Below are 20,787 nucleotides of genomic sequence, written 5' to 3'. Positions count from 1 at the left end.
TGTCAAACTAAAAAGCCTGTTTTATAATTTCTTGAATCTGGCATTGGTAATGCGTAACAAGCTGACAAAGCCGGTTTCCGGATCCGTCCACGAGCCGTATTCCAATTTTCCAGTCACTTTAATCATGGCGTTATTTTGTACAAACGGTTGTTTTTTATCCAAATACACCACCACAATATCCGAAGGCCAATCGGCATCGGAGGAGCAGAACGGGCATAGTGCCATCGGTGCTTTGGTCAGCACAAAAAACTGTGCGTCGGCTTTCAGCGGCGGTGCCATAAAACCGTTCATTTCAACCGTCTGCAGTGATAGACCTTTGACTTTTTCGGAAAACTCCATGCCCAACACCGAAATTTTGCCGTATAACTCATCAAAGGTTAGCGAGGGCGCCGCCAAAGCTGGCAGAGTCAATAACACCAAGCAAACACCTGCCAATCGCTGCTGTAAACGACGTAATGAAAACAGCGGGGTCGCCCCCGCTTGGTTGGATTGTAAAATGTTGTTCACCATTCAAATTCCATTATTTTTGCGCATGATTAATCGCTAAACTGTCCACTATCACCTTGAAAATATCTGAGTTTTCCATATAACCTTTGATCGCTTCGGACCCCGGTCCTTGCGCCTGAATCACGATATCATCAATCGCATGTACGCCGGTCGATTCGCTTTTCGGCAGGATACCGGTACGCAATACCGCCCCCGGAATATTTTTATAGGCTTCGTTGGCAACGTATTCGTCTTTTTCGTTTTTCAACGCCGGAACGAATTGACCGTCGAGCTTCGGACGGAAAGTTTCGTAATAATCCGGATAGTTGTTGAAGAACACCGCCAGACGTTTGCTGACATCCAATTTGTCCGGATAGCCATCGCCGTTTTTGTCTTCATAATTCGGGTAACCCGCCGCCGCATACACGCCGACTTTTTCACGCATTTCATCGCCCGGTTTGTCGTCGTCAACTGTACCGATCAGTGAGATCCCATGGGTATGATCACCGGTGACGATGATAAGGGTGTCAGGGTGGGTTTCGGCGAATTTTTTCGCAATATCAATTGATTGGTCAAACATAATCGTACTCATGATCGCGCGCTCCCAATCCAACGGGTGCGAGGCTTTGTCGATTAATGACGATTCGACCACCAGCACAAAACCGTCCGGATTTTGTGACAGCACATCAAGTGCGGTTTGGGTCATAGTAGTCAAGTCCGGTTGATCAGGGAATTTTTTGCTCACGCCGTTATCGGTCAGGAAACGACGATCCAGCACGGTGTCCAGATTACCGGTGTGGAACAAGCCTAACAATTGTTTGGTGTCTTGCGGAATAGAGGTCAATTCGGTATTGCTGGTGACCAGTTTATAACCGTCATTTTTGAACATTTCGACATAGTTCAACTCGTCTTTACGTTTTGAACCCGGCACGCTTTGCGGCAGGAAGTAAGCCGAGCCTCCGCCTAAAATCACATCCGGTTTCACATCATGGAACATCCCGGTGATTTTATCTTTGTCCGCACGACGACGGGTGTGGGAAACCACTGCTGCTGGGGTCGCATCTTGGATTTCAGAATCCGTTACCACACCCACGCTTTTGTTAGTTTTGCGTTTAATCACTTCACCCAAGGTTTCTTGTTTAGGGTGGTTTAAATTGTCTGCTGAACGGCTGACATATACGCCCAACGCATTAATCGCCGATTTATGCCCTGTCATGTAAGCACTCATAGTGTTGGCACTGTCGGCGGTGATCGCATCGGTACTGGAGGTGCCGATAAAACCGGTAATCGGTAAGGTATCCATCGCCAATAAACTGTTGGCTTTTCCTTCAGTCACACCTTTGGACAAAATCCGTGCGCCGGTGCGGTGCGCCACCGATAAGCCGTCACCCAAGAAGAAGATCACATTTTTCGCTTTTGCGATATCCGGAGTTTGATAAACCTGCCAATTGACCGCACTTTGCTGTTCTCCGGCTTTGGCTTCCACTTTATAATCGCCAGCTTGTTTGATGCTGACATTACGCAGCCACAATGCAGACACATCTTTGCCGTCTTCTTTTTCGATAAATTCAACGTCGCTGCTGCCCAATACCTCTTTAAAATCATTACCGTTAATTAAAATGCTGACCTGATCCGGGTTGACGATTTCATCAAACTCTACTTTGAAATCGAATTTGCCGTCCGCCATCATGGTGGCGCGATCAATCGGATAGATGGTCTGTGCCACCGCACTTAACGGCAGAGCTGCCAGCACAAAAGGTAATAAATAGCATCGCTTCATGGTTGTCTCCTAATGTTTATAAAAATAGGCACTCAATAGTTGAGGCATGCCTACTATACAAAAGAAATGTGACAGAAATATGACAACGGCAAGCAAGGCAACCCTAAAAACACGACGTAGAGTACAAGGTTTTAAACCGCACTTTGTGCTTTGAATTTGTTTCTAAATGAAAGTGCGGTATGGTTGGTTTTTATTCCCCATCTGTAGTGCCTGAGCGTTTGCGTGAAGATTTCAAGCTCAATTTGTCGTGTCTGAGCGCAGCGAGTTTACAAATTGAGCGTAGAAATTAGCAAAGGCGAAGAATAGCACTACAATTGGGGCGTGTTTCTTTGGCTACTTTCTTTGCACGAGCAAAGAAAGTATGCTCGCCATCGGCGAAACCCGATTCGGATTTCACACTGCTGAGCTTTATGTTAAGATGCTGCCTTTACGATAACGCCCCCAACACAAGACCAGCTCAAGATGCGAGATTTCCATTCCTCCTCCGGCACTCATGCTAATGTTATTGCCTTTGCTTTTTTATTAATGGCATTTTTGACCGGGATCGGTTCAGCATTCCAACTGCCGGTATTAAGCCTGTTTTTATCGCAGGAAGTGCAGGCAAGCCCGATGGCGGTCGGCTTCTTTTACTCCTTTAATGCCGTGGTCGGCATCATTATCGGACAACTACTCGGTAACTACTCTGATCGCCTGCCGGATCGGCGCAAACTCATTTTGATCTGCTGTTTTATGGCGGCTGCCGGCTATTTTATCTTTGCCTTCAGCCGCAATTACTATATCCTGATCACCTTTGCCGTCGTGCTGTTTGGCTTAGGTTCGGCGTCTAACCCACAGATTTTTGCTTTTGCGCGCGAATACGCCGACAGCAGCCGCAAAGAGGCGGTAATGTTTTCCACCATTATGCGCACGCAAATTTCATTGGCATGGATTGTCGGACCGCCATTGGCGTTTTCTTTAGTGGTTGGCATGGGCTTTGAAGTGCTGTTTTCAATTGGCGCATTGACTTTTATCGGCAGCGGACTGCTCGCCCTGTTGCTGCTGCCTAAATTACCACGGCAAACAAGCGTTCATTCCACGACAACAAAAACACAAGCACCGCAACAAAACCGCCGCTCGACACTGTATTTGTTCCTCGCCACGATGCTGATATTTTGCTGCAACAGCATTTATTTAATCAATATGCCGCTATATGTGATCAAGGAATTACAACTGGAAGAGAAACTGGCAGGTATTTTAATGGGTACCGCCGCCGGATTAGAGATTCCGATTATGCTGATCGCCGGTTACCTGACCCGTTATGTCAGCAAAAAAAGTTTGCTGCTGTTTGCCATTGGCTGCGGATTGGTGTTTTATCTCGGCTTGTTGCGAATTGAAAATCCATGGGGCTTAATCGCATTACAACTGTTTAATGCCGTGCTGATCGGAATCACCGCCACCATCGGCATGCTCTATTTTCAAGATTTGATGCCACAGCAAATGGGTGCCGCAACCACACTATTTACCAATGCCGCCAAAAGCAGTTGGGTGATCGCCGGTCCAATCGCCGGCGCAATAGCCTCAATTTGGAACTATCAATCAGTATTCTATTTCTGTCTGCTATTCATTGTGCTGGCGTTTTGCTGCATGTGGCGAGTCAAAACATGTTAAAACCTGTTTCATCGGCTACCAATACCACTGCTAATGCCGAAATCAAAGGGCATCTTATTGTGCTGTTCACCATTTTGGTGTGGGGTATGACCTATGTTGCCACCAAGGTATTATTGCAAGATTTCCGACCGTTAGAAATTCTGCTGATCCGCTTTGTCATCGGCTTTACCGCACTTTGCCTGATCTATCCGCGCAAACTGCCTTTTGTCGGCTGGCAGCAAGAAGCCTATTTTGCCGCTGCCGGGCTTAGTGGCATAACCTTGTATTTTTTATTGGAAAACATCGCTCTGCTCTACACCCAAGTCAGCAATGTCGGGATTATTATTGCCGTGGCGCCACTGCTGACCGCGCTGTTAAATATGCTGTTTTTAAACGGCAAGAAACCGGATATTCACTTTTTTAGCGGCTTTTTGCTGGCGATGCTCGGCATTGCCTTGATCAGCCTGAAAAGCAATGAAGAGTTGCAAATTAATCCGTTAGGGGATTTTCTGGCATTGCTGGCGGCGCTGGTTTGGGCAATCTACTCGACCCTAATGAAAAAAATCAGTGAATTCGGCTACCGCACTTTGCAAACCACCCGTCGCGCTTTTCTTTACGGCTTGCTGTTTATGCTGCCACTGACCTGTTTGATGCCGTTTAAGTTGGATTTTAGTCTTATCTTAAAACCACAAAATCTGTTTAATCTGCTGTTTCTCGGCTTTGGTGCTTCGGCAATCTGTTTTGTCAGTTGGAATTATGCGGTCAAGGTGCTCGGCACGGTGAAAACCAGCCTGTATATCTATCTGGCGCCGGTGGTAACGGTGATCAGCGCCGTCTGGATTTTGGACGAACAGTTAAGCTATTTTTCCATTGCCGGGATTGCGTTGATCTTATTGGGGTTGGCAATCTCGGAAAAAAAAGCGGAGAAAAAGGCAGACAAAAAACCAAAGAAAAAAGCAAGCGACGTTAAATCAACATAAGCGCCACTTGCCTAAAATACTGTTAATCGAAGCTGGTATTAAAAAACCGTTTCCGCCACATCACGAATATCTTTTCCTTTGAGATAATAGTAGATAAATTCACAAATATTTTGGCAGCGGTCACCAATCCGTTCGATCGCCCGCGCGGTCAAAATTGCGGTCAACAGGCTATCGACACTTTCAGGGCGGTTTTTCATACCTTCTTTGGCATCTAGGGTGATCTCTTTGTAACGCTCATCGATTTTGATATCGCGCGCATAAACGCTTTTGGCTTCGTCCAAACTCATACTGGAAAAAGCACGCAATGTGTCGTGCAGCATCGCAATCGCATCTTGTGCCATCACATCAATTTTATCCAACAAGGTTTTTTCAATCGTAATATCATCGTGAAGTGCGGTCTGACTCATTTTATCCACCGAATCACCGATCCGTTCCAATTCCGCAGCGACTTTTAAAATGGTGATGATAAAGCGCAAGTCATCAGCGAGCGGCTGACGACGGGCAATCAAGGTTACACAAGCCTCATCAACCGCTACTTCCAGCGCATTGACCTGTTCGTCTGCTGCGACCACATCGCGTGCACTGATCTCCTCACTGCCTCGGATCACTTTTAAGGCATCGTGCAATTGGTTTTGTACTAAGCTTCCCATGGTCAACAACAACGATAGTAAGTGGTTGAGATCCTTATCATATTGTCTGACGATATGCTGTTTTTCATTAAGTGTCATGCTGTTCTCCTTTTAAACGATATTGCTGTCACCGAGACGGTTAACCGAAACGTCCAGTGATGTAATCTACGGTTCTGCTGTCCCTTGGTCGATTAAACATTATCTCTGTTTCACCGTGTTCGATAATATCACCCAAATACATAAACACTGTATAATCCGAACAACGTGCCGCCTGCTGCATATTGTGGGTGACGATCACCACCGTGTAATCTTTCTTTAGCTCCAAAATCAAATCTTCGATCATGCCGGTCGAAATCGGATCCAACGCCGAGCAAGGTTCGTCCAACAGTAGCACTTCCGGTTTTATCGCAATACCACGCGCAATGCAAAGCCGCTGCTGTTGTCCGCCCGACAAGCTATAACCGCTCTTATGCAGTTTGTCTTTGGTTTCGTTCCAAAGTGCGGCTTTGCTCAGCGCCCACTCTACCCGCTCGTCCATTTCAGGCTTCGACAATTTTTCGAATAAGCGTACTCCGAAGGCAATATTATCATAAATCGACATCGGAAACGGGGTCGGCTTTTGGAACACCATGCCGACTTTGGCACGCAGCAGCGAAATATCTTTTTTGCTGCCGATAATATCTTCGCCATCCAATAAAATTTGCCCCTCTGCCCGTTGCTCCGGATATAAGGCGTACATTTTGTTAAACGTTCGCAGCAAGGTGGATTTGCCACACCCGGACGGTCCGATAAACGCCGTTACTTTATTGGCTTCAATATCCAAATTGATATTTTTTAGTGCATGAAAATCGCTATAGTAGAAGTTTAAGTCTTTGACCTCGAGAATTTTTTTACCCGGTTCGCTCTTATTTAAATTCATAATTCCCATCGCTTATTCCTTATTTCTTTTCTCTATTTTTAAAGACAACACGCGCCAGCACGTTCAGCAGCAACACCGCAAAGGTGATGATCAACACCCCGGTCCACGCCAGCTCTTGCCAGTTGGTGAACGGGCTGGAGGCAAATTTATAGATTGTCATCGGCAAACTCGCCATCGGTTTACTCATATCCAAACTCCAGAATTGGTTGGAAAGTGCGGTAAACATCAAAGGCGCGGTTTCACCGGCAATCCGGGCAACACTCAACAGCACACCGGTGATGACGCCAGCAGTTGAAGCACGCAAGGTGATCGACAGGATCATTTTCCATTTCGGTGTTCCCAAAGCATAAGCCGCTTCACGTAAACCGTTCGGGATCAAATTCAACATATTTTCGGTGGTACGAATCACAATCGGCACCTGCAACAGCGCCAACGCCACCACGCCCGCCCAACCGGAAAAATTACCGAACGGCGCTACCAGCAGTACATATACGAATAGTCCGATCACAATCGACGGCGCCGACAGTAAAATATCGTTAACAAACCGCATCACTTCCGCCAACAATGATTTTTTACCGTATTCAGAAAGATAAATCCCAACCAAAATCCCCAACGGCGTACCGATAAAAGTAGCAAACACCACCATCATCAAGCTACCCATAATCGCATTCGCCAGACCGCCGACTTCGGCATTCGGCGCTGGTGTCATTTCAAGAAAAGTCGCGATCGATAGCCCTGCCATTCCTTTTTGCAAGGTGGTAAACAAAATCCAGACCAACCAGATTAAGCCGAACACCATTGCCAACATCGCAATCCCAATTGCAATGTTGTTGATAATCCGGCGTTTGTTTTGTAACCGCACTTTGACTTTTTCATACTGATTATTTGTGATGCCCATTATTTGGCTCCCTCATTTTTAGATAAGCGACGCACCAATAATTTGGAGATAATCAACACGACTAAGGTAATCGCAAACAGGATTAAGCCCAACTCCATCAACGCCGAAATGTGCATATCCGATTCCGCTTCGGCAAATTCATTGGCAATAGCAGAGGTGATACTGTTACTCGGCATATACAGCGACAAACTGTCGAGCTGATAGGCATTACCGATCACAAAAGTGACCGCCATCGTTTCGCCCAAGGCACGCCCCAAACCCAGCATAATCGCACCGACTACACCGCTTTTGGTATAAGGCAACACAATGCGCCACACCACTTCCCAAGTGGTGCAACCGACCCCGTAAGCCGACTCTTTCATCAGTGCCGGGGTCTGTTCAAATACATCACGCATAACCGAAGCAATATAAGGAATGATCATAATCGCCAGAATAATCCCGGCAGCGAGAATCCCGATGCCGAAGCTCGGGCCGGAGAACAGCGAACCGATAATCGGAAAGCCCGACACCACTTCGCCCAGCGGACGCTGAAAATATTTAGCAAACAGCGGTGCAAAAATAAAGAAGCCCCACATGCCATAAACAATACTCGGCACTGCCGCCAACAATTCGATTGCCGTTCCCAACGGACGACGCAGCCACATCGGCGCCAATTCGGTCAGGAAGAAAGCAATGCCGAAACTGGCCGGTACCGCAATAATCAAAGCAATTAATGAGGTGACTAAAGTACCGTAAATCGGCACCAACGCCCCATATTGATCCATCGGCGGATTCCACTCTTTTGACCACAAGAAAGAGAAACCGAACTCTTTGATTGCAGGCAGGGAAGAAATAATCAGCGAAAGAATGATCCCGCCCAGAATCAACAACGTCAGATAAGTGGAAAATCTGACCAGTGATTCAAAAAAAATATCACCTTTCTTACCGGGTGATATTACCGTTGCGGATTTATTTGACATATAACGTCCTTTATAAGTCCATTTTTAGACAATAGAACGGTGTGCGCTAACACACCGTTCCATTAACACCATTTAGTAAAGCGCTTTGCCGTCTTTGCCAACAATATTGGCTTTCCAAGCCGATTTGATCGTGTCAACTACTGAGGTCGGCAACACCGCATAATCTAACGCAAGGGCTTCATCACCGCCTTTGTCTAACGCCCATTCGAAGAATTTCAAGGTTTCAACCGCTCTTTCAGCACTACCCGGCTGTTTTTCTAGCAAAATAAACGTGGTTGAAGTGATTGGCCACGCATTTGCGCCTTTTTGTTGAGTCAAGTCTTGTGCGAAAGAGTGACTCCAGTCGGCACCAGCAGCAGCATTGCTAAAGCTGTCTGAACTCGGTCTGACCACTTCACCGTCGGCAGATACTAAGCTGGCATACGGCAAATTGTTTTGTTTGGCATAGGCGTATTCGACATAACCGATTGCACCATCAAGTTGTTGTATTGACGCGGAAACCCCTTCGTTACCCTTGCCACCAAAAGAACCCGGCGCCCACTGTACCGTTGAACCGGCACCGACTTTCTCTTTCCATTCAGCACTGACTTTTGACAGATAGCTGGTGAACACAAACGTTGTTCCCGAGCCATCGGCACGGCGAATCACGGCGATATCTTTATTCGGCAAATTCAAATTAGGGTTCAGTTTTTTGATGGCTTCATCATTCCATTTTTTAACTTTGCCCAAATAAATATTGGCAACAGTTTCTCCGTCTAACACCAGCTCTCCGCTCTTAACATCGTCCAAATGCACCGCCAAAACCACCCCGCCGATCACCGTAGGGAATTGGAACAGGTTTTCTTTCGCCAACTCATCATCTTTCATCGGCGCATCAGTCGCCCCGAAATCAACGGTTTTGGCAATAATTTGTTTTTTACCGCCGGAAGAACCGATACTTTGATAGTTAACGCGGTTTTTAGTCTCTTTTTGGTAAGTGTCCGCCCATTTGGCATAAACCGGAGCCGGGAAAGAAGCACCAGCGCCGGTAATGTCAACCGCACTTGCAACTCCGGCAGACAAAACCATCGCAGAACCCATCAGAGTGAACAGCGAAGTACGAACCAATTTATTTTTAATAGCTTTCATAATGTCTCCTTAAATAAAATTTGAAATCTTTGTCGGCAAAACCAGTTGAACAGACCGTTTTCTGATATGCCCATCCCACAACTTGTGCACAAATATAGATCAAAAATTTGCTCGATCAAGCTGTTTTTTTCACCTAAAAAGTGACAAAATAAATAGCTATGAAACTATTATTAATTTATTATCATTATGAAATATAATATTTTTTTATTTTTGTCATATAACTGTCATAAAACAAAAAAGTTCAACTGCTTATTTTTCGAACAACAAACAAGCTATTTGGAATCCTTTCCTGATTTTCACGCCTTCACTTTGTTATTCTTCAAAAAATGACGCTCAAAGATAAAAAATGATAATCCTTTTGTTTGACGCTATTTTTTGCTAATATAGCAAACCTATTTTGGGGCTGATTCTGGATTCGACGGGATTGGCGAAGCCCAAGGTGCATGTCGAGGTGCGGTAGGCCTCGTAAACAAACCGCAAAACAATAGTCGCAAACGACGAAAACTACGCTTTAGCAGCTTAATAACCTGCTCTTAGCCTTCTCTCCCCAGCTTCCGCTCGTAAGGCGGGGATCAAGAGGAGTCAAACCCAAACGAGATCGCGTGGACGCCTCCGCTTGAGGATCGAAACGTTAAATTGAATCAAGCTAGCTTATCTGTCGCGTGTCTGTCCGCAGTGGGTAAGTGAAATTAAAGACTGACTAAACATGTAGGACTGAAGGTAGAGTAATTTCGGACAGGGGTTCAAATCCCCTCAGCTCCACCAAAAAACATATCGTTACTGTTCGTAACTTATCGGAAAGCCTAGAGAATACAAGCCTCTAGGCTTTTTTCTTGTTCGTAGCTTACCGTTTCTTTTCGTCTTAAATCTAGAATTTTAGTAATACGTTTAGTAATATGCCGATCGTGTTACTAAAAACCGTATTACTAAAAATGCCCGGGGGCTTGATATGGCAAGGACTGTTAAGATTTTAATGAATACACAAGTTGATAAAGCAAAACCATCAGAAAAGCCTTATCATCTTGCTGATGGTGGTGGATTGTATTTATTGGTAAAACCCAAAGCAACTATGTTTCCTGCTTTTTTAGAAACACAGTTGCTACTTGTACAATCTTAATCGTGGATTTTAACCTTTGTCAGCACTCTGAGGCAGATATCAAATGCGCCCTTGCGAATTCTTCGTAGCGCTCTTGTAAATTTTCCAATTTAGTAATAATTGACGGTTTCATTGGATTCCCTTGTTTGAAGAGATTAGGGTCTGTTGATGTTTATTTATAATTTGAGCTATAGACTCTTTTTCGCCGACACGACTCAAAAGTGCGGTATCACGACTACTTTTACGATCGAATCACTAACGCACCCGTGACACTACTGCCGACAGTTTGAACATATCTGGAACCTAACAACCGAAATACGACACAAATAATCCCAATACCGCTAAAAATATAGAGTACGCTATCAATTAATTCACGCAACAAATACTTTCCGATAGTTAATTTTTGTAACGTATTCTCGTCAACTACCCTGATACCGAATAACTTTTTGCCAACTGATTGGGAAAAATATGCCATAAAGAAAAATTGAATTGAAAAATAGATGACCAATGCGTTGATGCCAATTTCTGAATCTGGAAAAATTTGGTTTAAACCGATCACTATAACAATGTAAATTAGAAAATTTGTTGTCACTGCCAATAATCGCTTAATACCTTTAGCAACATAGTGGTAATAATCTGCTTCCGCCATACGGTTTGTAACTGTTGTTGAAGCTGTGTTAGCGGCAATATCTGAAACACCTGAAACAGTTGTTGAAACAGCCGCTGAAGGCATCGACAAAGCAGAAGATCCAGAAAATTTGCCACCTAAAGACAACTCTTTCGGATCTTTTTTGCTTTTTGTACTTTTTTTGGGATTTTCAACTAGCATTCTTTTACCAAAATAATGGCTAACCTTGTTCCGACAATGCCGCCAGTTGATCCGCTTGATATTCGGTGATAATCGGTTGAATCAATTCTTCCATTTTGCCGTTCATCACTTCGTCCAGACGGTATAGCGTGAGGTTGATGCGGTGATCGGTCACCCGCCCTTGCGGATAGTTGTAAGTGCGAATTTTGTCAGAACGATCGCCGCTGCCGAGCAAATCACGTCGCGTGCTGGAGACTTCTGCTGCACGGCGCTCTTCTTCGGCTTTCACAATCCGAGCCGCCAACACCGACATCGCTTTGGCTTTGTTTTTATGTTGTGAACGTTCGTCCTGACATTCAACCACAATCCCGGTCGGTAAATGGGTGATCCGCACCGCAGAATCGGTGGTGTTAACATGCTGTCCGCCAGCACCTGAAGAGCGGTAGGTATCGATTTTTAGATCAGACGGATTGATTTCCGGCAGCTCTGATTCTGGCAGTTCTGGCATCACGGCGACGGTACAAGCCGATGTGTGAATCCGCCCTTGCGATTCAGTTTTCGGTACACGTTGCACCCGATGACCGCCGGACTCGAATTTCAATTGTCCGTACACACCATCGCCGCTGACTTTCATGATCATCTCTTTATAACCGCCCTGCTCGCTTTCGTTGGCGCTGATCACTTCGACCCGCCAGCGCTTCATCTCGGCATAACGGCTGTACATTCGAAACAGATCACCACTGAAAATACCGGCCTCATCACCGCCAGTTCCGGCACGAATCTCCAGAAAACAGTTGTATTCGTCATTTGGATCTTTGGGCAACAATAATACTTGCAGTTGCTGTTCCAGTTGCTCAATTTCACTTCTGGATTCATCGATCTCTTCCAACGCCATTTCGCGCATGCTCGGATCATCCAGCAGCGTTTGTGCTTCTTCCAGGTTAAGTTGCAAGCGGCGCCACTTCTCAAAACACTGCACCACATCTTCCAATTGGGCGTACTCTTTTGAATAGGCGCGAAATTTATCTTGATCGTTAATCACGCTCGGATCGCCAAGCAACGCTTGTAACTCTTCGTAGCGCTCTTGTAAATTTTCCAATTTAGTAATAATTGACGGTTTCACTGGATTCCCTTGTTTGAAGCTATCGGTATAAGAATAAAAAATTTTGGCTATTTTAGCTGAAATTTATGCGTAATGTTGCTGAAAATACGCTAATTTTGCGATCAGCTGCTAATTTTCGCGATCTTCGGCAACGGCGTCAATGCCAAGTGCGGTTGAAAATTGCTGCAACCCTTGACTATCGCCGGATTTTACCAATTTTTGGATCGCCTGTGTTGGCGCATGTAGCAGACGGTTGGTCAATTTGTAGCTCAACTCCTGTAACACCATCTCTTGATCTTGCCCTTGTTGCAGTGCAGACAAGGCTTTGCCCAGCAACTCCTGACGAGTTTGCTCCGCCTGCTCACGGTATTTTCGGATTAAGTTGGACGACTGATATAGTTTCAGCCACTGGAAAAAAGCAGTGCTTTCTTGCTGAATAATCTGTTCTGCTTGTTCGGACGCTTTTTGCCGTTGTGCCAGATTATGCCGGATAATGTGTTGCAGATCGTCCACGCTGTAGTGGTAGACTGAATCAATTTCCGAAACCTGCTGTTCCACATCGCGCGGTACGGCAATATCAATGATCAACATCGAGCGGTTTTTGCGCTGTTTCTGTGCGGCTTTTACCATCGCAGCAGAAATCAATGGGGTATCGCTGGCGGTAGAAGTGATCACAATATCTGCCCGATTCAAACCTTGCTGCAACTGATCTAACAATAGCAGCTCCATTGCGCCAACTCGCTCACTCAATTCCTGCGCGCGGCTCAACGTGCGGTTGGCGATAATAATTTTCTCTGCCCCTTGCTGAAACAGATAACGGCTGACCAATTCAATGGTTTCCCCGGCACCAACCAATAAAATCGTCAAGGGTTGCAACGAATCGAAAATTTGCTTGGCAAGGCTGGTGGCGGCGTATGCTACCGAGACCGCACTGCCGCCGATATCAGTTTCGCTACGCACTCGTTTGGCGGTGGCAAAGGTTTTTTGAAACAGCCGTGAAAATTCAGCGCTTAGATTTTGCTGATACAAGCTTTCGCTGGCTTGGTATGCCTGTTTGACTTGCCCCAAAATTTGCGGCTCGCCCAAAATCAATGAATCCAAGCCGCACGCGACTCGCATTAAGTGTTGGGTGGCAGCAGAATTTTGTGATAAATACAGGTTGTCTCTCACTTGTTCTGCCGATAAACCGTGAAAATCGACGAACCACTGCACGATGTGTTCAATCCAACGGCTATTTTGTTCATCCGCTTCAAGTGGCGAAATGCGGCGATTGTGCAGGTAAAGCTCGGTACGATTGCAGGTTGAAAGAATCACCGCACTTTCTGCCAGTTCACTTTGCTGGATTTGCTGCAACGCAGAAAGCCGCTTTTCATCACTGAAAGCGACTTTTTCCCGCAACTCAACCGGTGCGGTTTTGTGGTTAATGCCGAGCGCCAAAATTGCCATAGCTGTTATTATTGTTAAACGGACTACCTAATTTGCGGTAGTCTTTGGTAAATCTTTGAGATAAAACAAAATCGTCGCCACTGTACCTCAAGGTAAGGACGACGATAAACCAACCTGCATTCTAATAAATTGTCACGAGTTGAGCAAACCGAATCCAACGTTATTTTGATTCAGCCCCGATTTTTCGCCTATTATTGTAATCAGCAACCATTATTTAGCGACTCACTCTAGCTGCCAACCGCCACCAATCGCTTTGTATAAATTCAACAAATTTTGCCCTGCTGCTAAACGTGCATTTAACAGATTCTGTTGATAATCCAATGCCGTTAATCGCGTTTGCAAGGCAACATCGAGGGTTTTATCGCCGTACTGAAACAGTTTTTGCGTATCTTGTGCCTGTTTTGTGGCTTTTTGAACTGCGCTGTTTAGCTGACGAATTTGTTGAATCAGGGAAAATTGTGCCTGATAGCTGCTGTCAACTTCCGCCAATGCCTGTAAAATTGACTGGTCATATTGCAAAAGTGCGGTCTGCAAGCGGGCATCCGCCGCCTGAATATTAGCAGCAATCCGTCCTGCGGTGAAAATCGGCAGCTGTACACCAATACTGCCCAAGCTGCCCAAGCCTTTTAACGGCGGTAAATCGCCGTCCAGTTCAATGCGTCCGGTTTGCCATAAAAACTGGATATCAAAACGTGGCAGCAAATCAGCCTTGGCGCTTGCCAATTTGGCGGCATAGGCTTGTACTGCGGCGGCATTAGCACGAATATCCGGACGTTGCACCAACAAACTGCCCGGTTGTTGTCCTTGTGGCGGCTGCGGCAAATGTTGCAACAAATTGGCTTGTAGCATCTGTTTGGTATTCAGTTTAAAACCTTGCGGCACTTGCCCTGTCAGCAAGGCTATACTGCGCTGATAAGCGTCAAACTGCGCCTGCAAACCTGTCTGTTGCGCTTGCAACGCCTCGATTTTAACCGCAATTTCGTTCAATTCATAAGCAGTAACCTGTCCTGCTGCAAAACGCCCTTTTAGATAGCCTTGCAGCTGCTGCAATGTTTGCAAAGTGCGGTTTAGGATCTGCTGCTGCTGCAACACCGCTTGTGCGCGTAAATAGTGATCACCAATATCGCTTGCCACCAACATTTGCGTGCCGTAAACCCGCTCTTGCGCCCCCAGTTCAGCATATTTAGCCGCATCGGCGTCACTGCGTTTTTGCCCGAAAATATCCGGTTCCCAAGAGGCAACCACGCCCCCGATAATTACATGTCCTTTAGCTGATAGATCATTATTACCCACCACTTGGCGTGCCGCTGACGACAGATTATTATCAATTTCCAGCCGCTGCCCACCCAAACTGCCACTAGCCCCCACTTGTGGCGCCAGTTCTGCACCGGCTAAACTAGAAATCGCTCTTGCTTCCTGCAAACGACGTTGTGCGATGGCCAAATCAAAATTTTGTCGCAGCGCTTGTTCAATCAAAGCGCTTAATTGCGGATCACGCCACTGTTGCCACCAACGGCTGATTTGCTGGCTGCCTTGTGCCGCTGCCGTCTGTTGGTATTGTTGTGGCAAATCGATTTTCGAATCCAGCGCCACTTCAGTGTGACTACAAGCTGTTAATAACAACGAAAGTGCGGTTAACATCCAATAACGCTTTTGCATAATCTGAGTCCTTGTTATTTGGTGCGGTTAATTCTGTTTTGCCAACATCGAACGGAAACGACCGATCGCAATGCCAATAAAAATTGCGCCTAAAATCATCATAATCACAATTCGATGCCAAATGGTTTCCCAGCCTGCGCCACGAAACAGCACATCTTGGCTGATCGCCACAAATTGGGTCAAAGGCGAAAGCTGCATAATATGTTGCACTATTTGCGGCATATTCTCGATCGGTGACGGTCCGCCGGACAGCAGGTACAGCACAATATACACCGGTAAACACAACAGACTGAATTGCGGCATGGTCGGTGCCTGCGTCGCCAAAAACAGCCCCATTCCCGCCATCGAAAACAGGTAGATCCATTCACTCAAAGCAAACAACCATAACGAACCATTTATCGGCGCACCAATCCATTTGTGCACCACAAAATACAACGACAACATTGCGGCAACCAAAATCACCAAACTATTTGCTAATATTTTCGAAAACGCGATTTCACTGGCGCTGACCGGCATGACTAACAAATGTTCAATCGTACCGTGTTCTCGTTCACGAATCACTGCTGCACCGACCAAAATCAGCGCCAATAAACTGGAATTGCCGATAATTTGGGTCATCGGCATAAACCATTCGGTCAGCAGATTACTGTTAAACAACACATTAATCACCGGTTCCAGCGGCAATGACTGCTGCCCGTGTGCTTGGGTCAAAAATTGATTGACTTGGCGATTGATAATCTGCCCCAGATAATTCACGCCCACGCCCGCTTGTGTCATCGCAGTGGCGTCGACCAGCAACTGCAATTGCGGACGTTTGCCTGCCAGTAAATTTTCAGTGAAATCCGCTGGAATCGTTAACACAAAAATATACTCACCGTTATCCATCGATGAATCAATCTGGTTCGGTTCAATCTCCACGACCTGCTTAAAATAAGGCGGCAGAATCGCATCACGAATTTGGTAGGAAAGTGCGGTATGATCTTGGTCTAACACTGCAACCGAAGCGTTTTTGACTTCGGTGGTGATCCCCTTGCCAATCGAATAGATCGTAAAAGTGAACATCACCACCACCAAACCAATTAACGTGATATCCCCAAACAGGCTACGCAGCTCTTTTAACGACAGGTAATAGACATTTTTAAGCCACTGATAACTGTTTCGCAACATATCTCTAGCCATCTTATTTCTCCTGCTTTTTCAGTAACAGCCCAGCAAGGCTCAGATATAGCACAAAAAACAGCAGCAACATTGCATAAAACGGTAAGAAATCGGCAAATCCCAAGCCTTTGGTGAACGCTCCCAAACTGATTAAGTTATACCAACTGGTTGGAAAACCCCAACCAATATAGTAGCCGGCGCCGCTCAGTGTTGACATCGGGTAAAGCAAGCCTGAAAAATTCAACGCCGGAACCATACTGATGATTGCGGTGGCAAAAATTGCAGCTACTTGCGACTGCACAAAAGTCGAAATCAGCAATCCGAACGCCGTTGATGCCAAAATCAACCCCAGTGCACCCAAGCTCATTGCCCAAAAAGAGCCTTTTAGCGGCACACCAATCAGTGTGGTGGTCAGCAACACCAACAAAAGATAGCTCAGCATTGACAGCGCTACATACGGCAGTTGTTTGCCCAATAAATACTGCCGAACCGATGCCGGTGAGGCATAAAGATTGGTAATCGAGCCAATCTCCTTTTCGCGCACCACCCCAAGTGCGGTCATCATGCCCGGAATCATCATCAAGGTCAGCATAATCAGCCCCGGCGAGATCGCATTCACACTTTTGAAGGCTTGATTGTAGATAAACCGCACTTCCAGCTCCATTGGGCTATCGAACGTTATTCCCTGTTGCCGATACAGCTGCTGTACATATTCAGCAATAATTCCTTGGCTATAGCCGACGATATTTTCGCCATTAAACGGCATTGAACCATCAACATACAATCCTACTTGCGGTATTTTCTGCTGCAACCAATCGCGTCCAAAATTTGGTGGAATCTCTATCACCAAACGGGCACGCCCACTGTTTAAGCGATTGGAAATACTCTGCCGATCGGGCAACATTTCCACCAACTCGAAATAATCCGACGCTGAAAATTGTGTGATCAACTCTCGACTCTGATAACTTTTATCTTGATCCAACACTGCCAATTTTAAGTTGCTGACATCAAACGAAATGCCCCAACTGCCTGCCAACAATAGCGTCACAGGCCCAAAAATCGCAAATAGTAAACGGATTCGATCGCGCAGCAGCTCTTTGCCTTCGCGCACCGCAAACGTCCAAATGATGTTGAACCAATAACCCCAACCAAACGATAGATCCAACGGCGGCTGATCTTGTGATGCGGTGTTGGCTGATAGCTCTGTTGGATTCGTCTGCAACGCCTGCTGCGGCTGCTGTTCTTCTAAATACAAGATAAAGGCTTGTTCCAATGTCGCCGCCTTTTTCTGTTGCTGCAACGCTTGCGGTGTGCCGATGGCTAAAACTTTGCCGCGATCCATAAACGAAATCCGATCACAGCGCTGCGCTTCATTCATAAAGTGGGTGGAAACGAAGATCGTGATCCGTTCTTGACGTGACAGTTTCAGCAAATATTGCCAAAACATATCGCGCGCTGCCGGGTCAACCCCAGAAGTGGGTTCGTCCAAAATCAGCACTTGCGGATGGTGCAAGCATGCTGCCGCCAACTGCAACCGCTGTCGTACGCCAAGCGAAAGTGCGGTCGGTAGACTGTCTGCCACCTGCTCCAGCTCGAATTGCTGCAGTGCCGAAGCGACTGCCGCTTCGCCCTGCCGCCCTTCCAATTGATATAGCTTGGCATGCAGCACCAAGTTTTGTCGCACACTCAGCTCTTCATACAGTGAAAACGCCTGCGACATATAACCGACTTGTTTGCGAGTCTGCATATCATTGGCATTCACACTTTTGCCCAATAATTCGGCGCTGCCGGAACTGGAGTCCAATAAGCCGGTCAGCATTTTCATGGTGGTACTTTTACCACAGCCGTTTGAGCCGAGAAAGCCAAAGATTTCACCACGTGCAATACTGAAGCTGACATTATCCACCGCAGTGAAATCGCCGAACTTTTTGCTGAGCCCATGCGCTTCAATCGCTGGCGGCGAATCGGGATCCGGCTCAAAGTGCGGTATTTGTGAATCGTCCCACTGTGTTTGTTTGTCTGGTGGCAGCAATTTGATATAGGCTTGCTCCAGATTTTGACAACCGCTCTGCTGCAACACTGTTCGAGTCGGCGCATGCACCAGCAATTTGCCGTCATCCATTGCCAGCAGATAATCAAACTGTTCTGCTTCATCGATATAAGCAGTTGCCACCAACACCGTCATTCCCTCAATCTCAGCACGCAAATCTGCAACCAATTGCCAAAATTGACGGCGTGACAGCGGATCCACACCAGTGGTCGGTTCGTCTAAGATTAGCAATTCTGGATTATGCACCAAAGCGCAACACAAGCTGAGTTTTTGTTTCATGCCACCGGATAATTTTCCGGCAGCACGATCGGCGAACGGTGTCAGCCCGGTAGCATCTAACAAACGCTGAATCCGTTGCTTACGCTGCTGCGAATTTAAGCCGAACAGTCGGGCGTGAAAGTCGATATTTTCGTTAATTGAGAGGGTTGGATAGAGATTTTTGCCCAAACCTTGTGGCATAAAAGCAATTTTGCTGGAGAGTGTTTGACGATCAGATTTATTGGCTTGATCAAGCCCAAGCACTTGCACCGTGCCTTGCTGAATCATTTTGACACCGGCAATCAGCGACAACAACGTCGATTTGCCGACACCGTCTGGTCCGATCAACCCTGCTGTCACGCCTTGTGGCAAGGTTAGCGACACATTGTCCAGCGCCACGATTTTATCGTAATGGTGACAAAGTTGTTGCAACGTAAGTGCATTTGCCACTGAAGGTCCTGAATCTGCCTGCCTCACGCTATTCTCCGTCTATATCTTAATATGGCGGTTACTGCGGCAATTTGACTTGCAATTCCGCTGGCCATTGTCCGTTTCGTTCAATTAAAACATAGCCAACACCAGTCATGCCGCCTTTCAAATAGGCACCATATTGTTGTGCAACCACAGTCGGAATCTGTAGTTTGATTTTAAACACCAACTTTTCACGCTCTTCTGCGGTTTCAACATATTTGGGCGTGAATTGCGATTCGGCAGAAATATAGGTAACCGTTGCCGGCCAAACCAGATCCAAGCCATCCAACACAATCCGCGCTTCACTGTTCAATGGGATTTTATTGACCGTTGGTCCCGGAAAAAACAGGTTCATGCTGATATCTTCCAGATTCAGCAGGCTGACCACTTTTCCGCCAGCAGGAATCACATTGCCGACTTCCGCCAATTTATATTCCACTCGTCCGGCTTGTGGCGCCCGCACTGCCATATCCTGATCCACCGAATCGGCTTGCGTCACCTGTGCACGAGCTTGTTGCACCGCTGCTTGCGCTTCGCCTTTTGCCGCTTGTGCCGCTTGTAATGCCGCTATTGCAGCAGCACGCTGCGCTTGGCGTTTTTCCAATTCTGAACTGGAAATCAAATTATCACGTCGCATTTTTTGTGCATTGGCTAAATCCATTTCTGCCACGTTCAGCTGTTGCTGTTGAGCTTCGATCTGCGCTTGCGCCCTCTGAACCGCTAGCTCGGCTTGCCGTTGTTGCGCCTGTGCTGCCGCCACTTGCGATTGCGCTATTGTGGAAGACAACTCCGCCAGCAACGCACCTTTTTCAACCTGCTGTCCCTCTTCAACCACAATTGACTCAACCCGACCCGCATATAAACTGGCAACGTCCATCCTTGCCAGTTCCAAGCGCCCGTTAACCGAAACCATACCACTATCGTCTTGCGCTTGCTGCTGCTTAACAAACCAATACGCTGCTGCGCCCAAAAGTGCGGTCAACACGATCAAGAGAATTATTATTTTTTTCATCACAGTACCCCATATTGCAATCACGTTTTTGCGAGTAGTACAGAATATGAGACAAATAGTAACTAGCGTTACTAAGTTGTTCAAAACTTACTTTAACAAATAACTAGCCGTGATAGCAAGGCAAAGCGCCGATCAAAAGTGCGGTAATTTAGCGAGAATGATAATAAAGTGAGGAAATTTGGGTGGACTCCCTCTCAGCTGAATCTCGGCACACGGAAATTTGACTTGGGCTGCTTTCTTCCGAATCTGACCCGGTGAACCAAATACCATTGCGAGGAACCAAGAGGGAATCCATTGGATTGGCGGTGAAACCGTCAAGTGC

17 protein-coding genes and 2 other RNA genes are annotated in these 20,787 nt (G+C 46.4%); 4 read left to right on the top strand and 15 right to left on the bottom strand.

The features are described 5' to 3' along the window. Window positions 1-21: 21 nt before the first annotated feature. Complete coding sequence (locus FHQ23_RS00325; protein ID WP_267963574.1) at window positions 22-510, bottom strand: hypothetical protein; 489 nt, start codon at window positions 508-510, stop codon at window positions 22-24. A gap of 10 nt (window positions 511-520) precedes the next feature. After that, the gene (locus FHQ23_RS00320; protein ID WP_139612525.1) at window positions 521-2,266 is read right to left on the bottom strand and encodes an alkaline phosphatase; all 1,746 of its coding nucleotides are present in this window, start codon (window positions 2,264-2,266) and stop codon (window positions 521-523) included. A gap of 462 nt (window positions 2,267-2,728) precedes the next feature. Between FHQ23_RS00320 and FHQ23_RS00315 the strand changes: the two genes are divergently transcribed. Together FHQ23_RS00315 and FHQ23_RS00310 are read left to right on the top strand one after the other, a co-directional pair. Continuing rightward, window positions 2,729-3,913, top strand: coding sequence for an MFS transporter (locus tag FHQ23_RS00315; RefSeq protein WP_139612524.1), 1,185 nt, complete (start codon window positions 2,729-2,731; stop codon window positions 3,911-3,913). Further along, complete coding sequence (locus FHQ23_RS00310) at window positions 3,907-4,872, top strand: DMT family transporter (RefSeq protein WP_139612523.1); 966 nt, start codon at window positions 3,907-3,909, stop codon at window positions 4,870-4,872. Before FHQ23_RS00315 ends, FHQ23_RS00310 begins: the two co-directional genes overlap by 7 nt. Window positions 4,873-4,910: 38 nt before the next feature. On the opposite strand, the gene phoU is transcribed toward FHQ23_RS00310, so the two are convergent. The 5 genes from phoU to pstS all read right to left on the bottom strand — a co-directional run bounded on the left by phoU (window position 4,911) and on the right by pstS (window position 9,405). Beyond that, window positions 4,911-5,600 (bottom strand): phosphate signaling complex protein PhoU, encoded by a 690-nt coding sequence (gene phoU, locus FHQ23_RS00305; protein WP_139612522.1) that lies wholly within the window; start codon window positions 5,598-5,600, stop codon window positions 4,911-4,913. Window positions 5,601-5,640: 40 nt separating this feature from the next. Continuing rightward, window positions 5,641-6,420: a phosphate ABC transporter ATP-binding protein PstB gene (pstB, locus tag FHQ23_RS00300; RefSeq protein ID WP_139612549.1), complete on the bottom strand. Its 780-nt coding sequence runs from the start codon at window positions 6,418-6,420 to the stop codon at window positions 5,641-5,643. 19 nt (window positions 6,421-6,439) lie between these two features. After that, window positions 6,440-7,318, bottom strand: coding sequence for a phosphate ABC transporter permease PstA (gene pstA, locus FHQ23_RS00295; RefSeq protein ID WP_139612521.1), 879 nt, complete (start codon window positions 7,316-7,318; stop codon window positions 6,440-6,442). After that, window positions 7,318-8,277, bottom strand: a complete 960-nt coding sequence (pstC, locus tag FHQ23_RS00290) for a phosphate ABC transporter permease PstC (protein WP_139612217.1) — start codon at window positions 8,275-8,277, stop codon at window positions 7,318-7,320. The genes pstA and pstC overlap by 1 nt, the downstream gene beginning before the upstream one ends. A gap of 72 nt (window positions 8,278-8,349) precedes the next feature. Continuing rightward, window positions 8,350-9,405 (bottom strand): phosphate ABC transporter substrate-binding protein PstS, encoded by a 1,056-nt coding sequence (gene pstS / locus FHQ23_RS00285; RefSeq protein WP_139612520.1) that lies wholly within the window; start codon window positions 9,403-9,405, stop codon window positions 8,350-8,352. A 399-nt stretch (window positions 9,406-9,804) separates the two neighbouring features. On the opposite strand from pstS, the gene ssrA reads away from it, so the two are divergent. Together ssrA and FHQ23_RS00275 are read left to right on the top strand one after the other, a co-directional pair. Further along, window positions 9,805-10,170, top strand: a transfer-messenger RNA (tmRNA) gene (gene ssrA / locus FHQ23_RS00280). A gap of 184 nt (window positions 10,171-10,354) precedes the next feature. Continuing rightward, complete coding sequence (locus FHQ23_RS00275; RefSeq protein WP_442805434.1) at window positions 10,355-10,522, top strand: hypothetical protein; 168 nt, start codon at window positions 10,355-10,357, stop codon at window positions 10,520-10,522. A 220-nt stretch (window positions 10,523-10,742) separates the two neighbouring features. Here FHQ23_RS00275 and FHQ23_RS00270 read toward each other — a convergent pair whose 3' ends face one another. From FHQ23_RS00270 to ffs, 8 genes are all read right to left on the bottom strand, one after another. Further along, window positions 10,743-11,330, bottom strand: a complete 588-nt coding sequence (locus FHQ23_RS00270) for an RDD family protein (RefSeq protein WP_139612519.1) — start codon at window positions 11,328-11,330, stop codon at window positions 10,743-10,745. 19 nt (window positions 11,331-11,349) lie between these two features. After that, complete coding sequence (gene prfA, locus FHQ23_RS00265; protein ID WP_139612518.1) at window positions 11,350-12,432, bottom strand: peptide chain release factor 1; 1,083 nt, start codon at window positions 12,430-12,432, stop codon at window positions 11,350-11,352. A gap of 108 nt (window positions 12,433-12,540) precedes the next feature. Further along, window positions 12,541-13,857 carry a glutamyl-tRNA reductase gene (hemA, locus tag FHQ23_RS00260; RefSeq protein WP_139612517.1) on the bottom strand — a complete coding sequence of 439 codons (1,317 nt, stop codon included), beginning with the start codon at window positions 13,855-13,857 and terminating at the stop codon, window positions 12,541-12,543. Between the two features lie 222 nt (window positions 13,858-14,079). After that, entirely contained in the window at window positions 14,080-15,516 is a 1,437-nt protein-coding gene (locus FHQ23_RS00255; RefSeq protein ID WP_139612516.1) for an efflux transporter outer membrane subunit, read from the bottom strand. A 27-nt stretch (window positions 15,517-15,543) separates the two neighbouring features. Next, window positions 15,544-16,695, bottom strand: coding sequence for an ABC-2 transporter permease (locus FHQ23_RS00250; protein ID WP_267963573.1), 1,152 nt, complete (start codon window positions 16,693-16,695; stop codon window positions 15,544-15,546). Window position 16,696: 1 nt separating this feature from the next. Next, complete coding sequence (gene rbbA, locus FHQ23_RS00245) at window positions 16,697-19,432, bottom strand: ribosome-associated ATPase/putative transporter RbbA (RefSeq protein ID WP_139612515.1); 2,736 nt, start codon at window positions 19,430-19,432, stop codon at window positions 16,697-16,699. A 58-nt stretch (window positions 19,433-19,490) separates the two neighbouring features. Further along, on the bottom strand, window positions 19,491-20,465 hold the full coding sequence (locus tag FHQ23_RS00240; RefSeq protein ID WP_139612514.1) for an HlyD family secretion protein: 975 nt from the start codon (window positions 20,463-20,465) through the stop codon (window positions 19,491-19,493). 188 nt (window positions 20,466-20,653) lie between these two features. Next, window positions 20,654-20,751, bottom strand: an RNA gene (gene ffs, locus FHQ23_RS00235) — signal recognition particle sRNA small type. Between the last annotated feature and the right edge of the window lie 36 nt (window positions 20,752-20,787).

It is taken from the genome of Testudinibacter crocodili (assembly GCF_006228025.1).
In the GTDB taxonomy this organism is placed as follows: domain Bacteria; phylum Pseudomonadota; class Gammaproteobacteria; order Enterobacterales; family Pasteurellaceae; genus Chelonobacter.
This window is presented reverse-complemented; position numbering and strand designations above follow the sequence as displayed.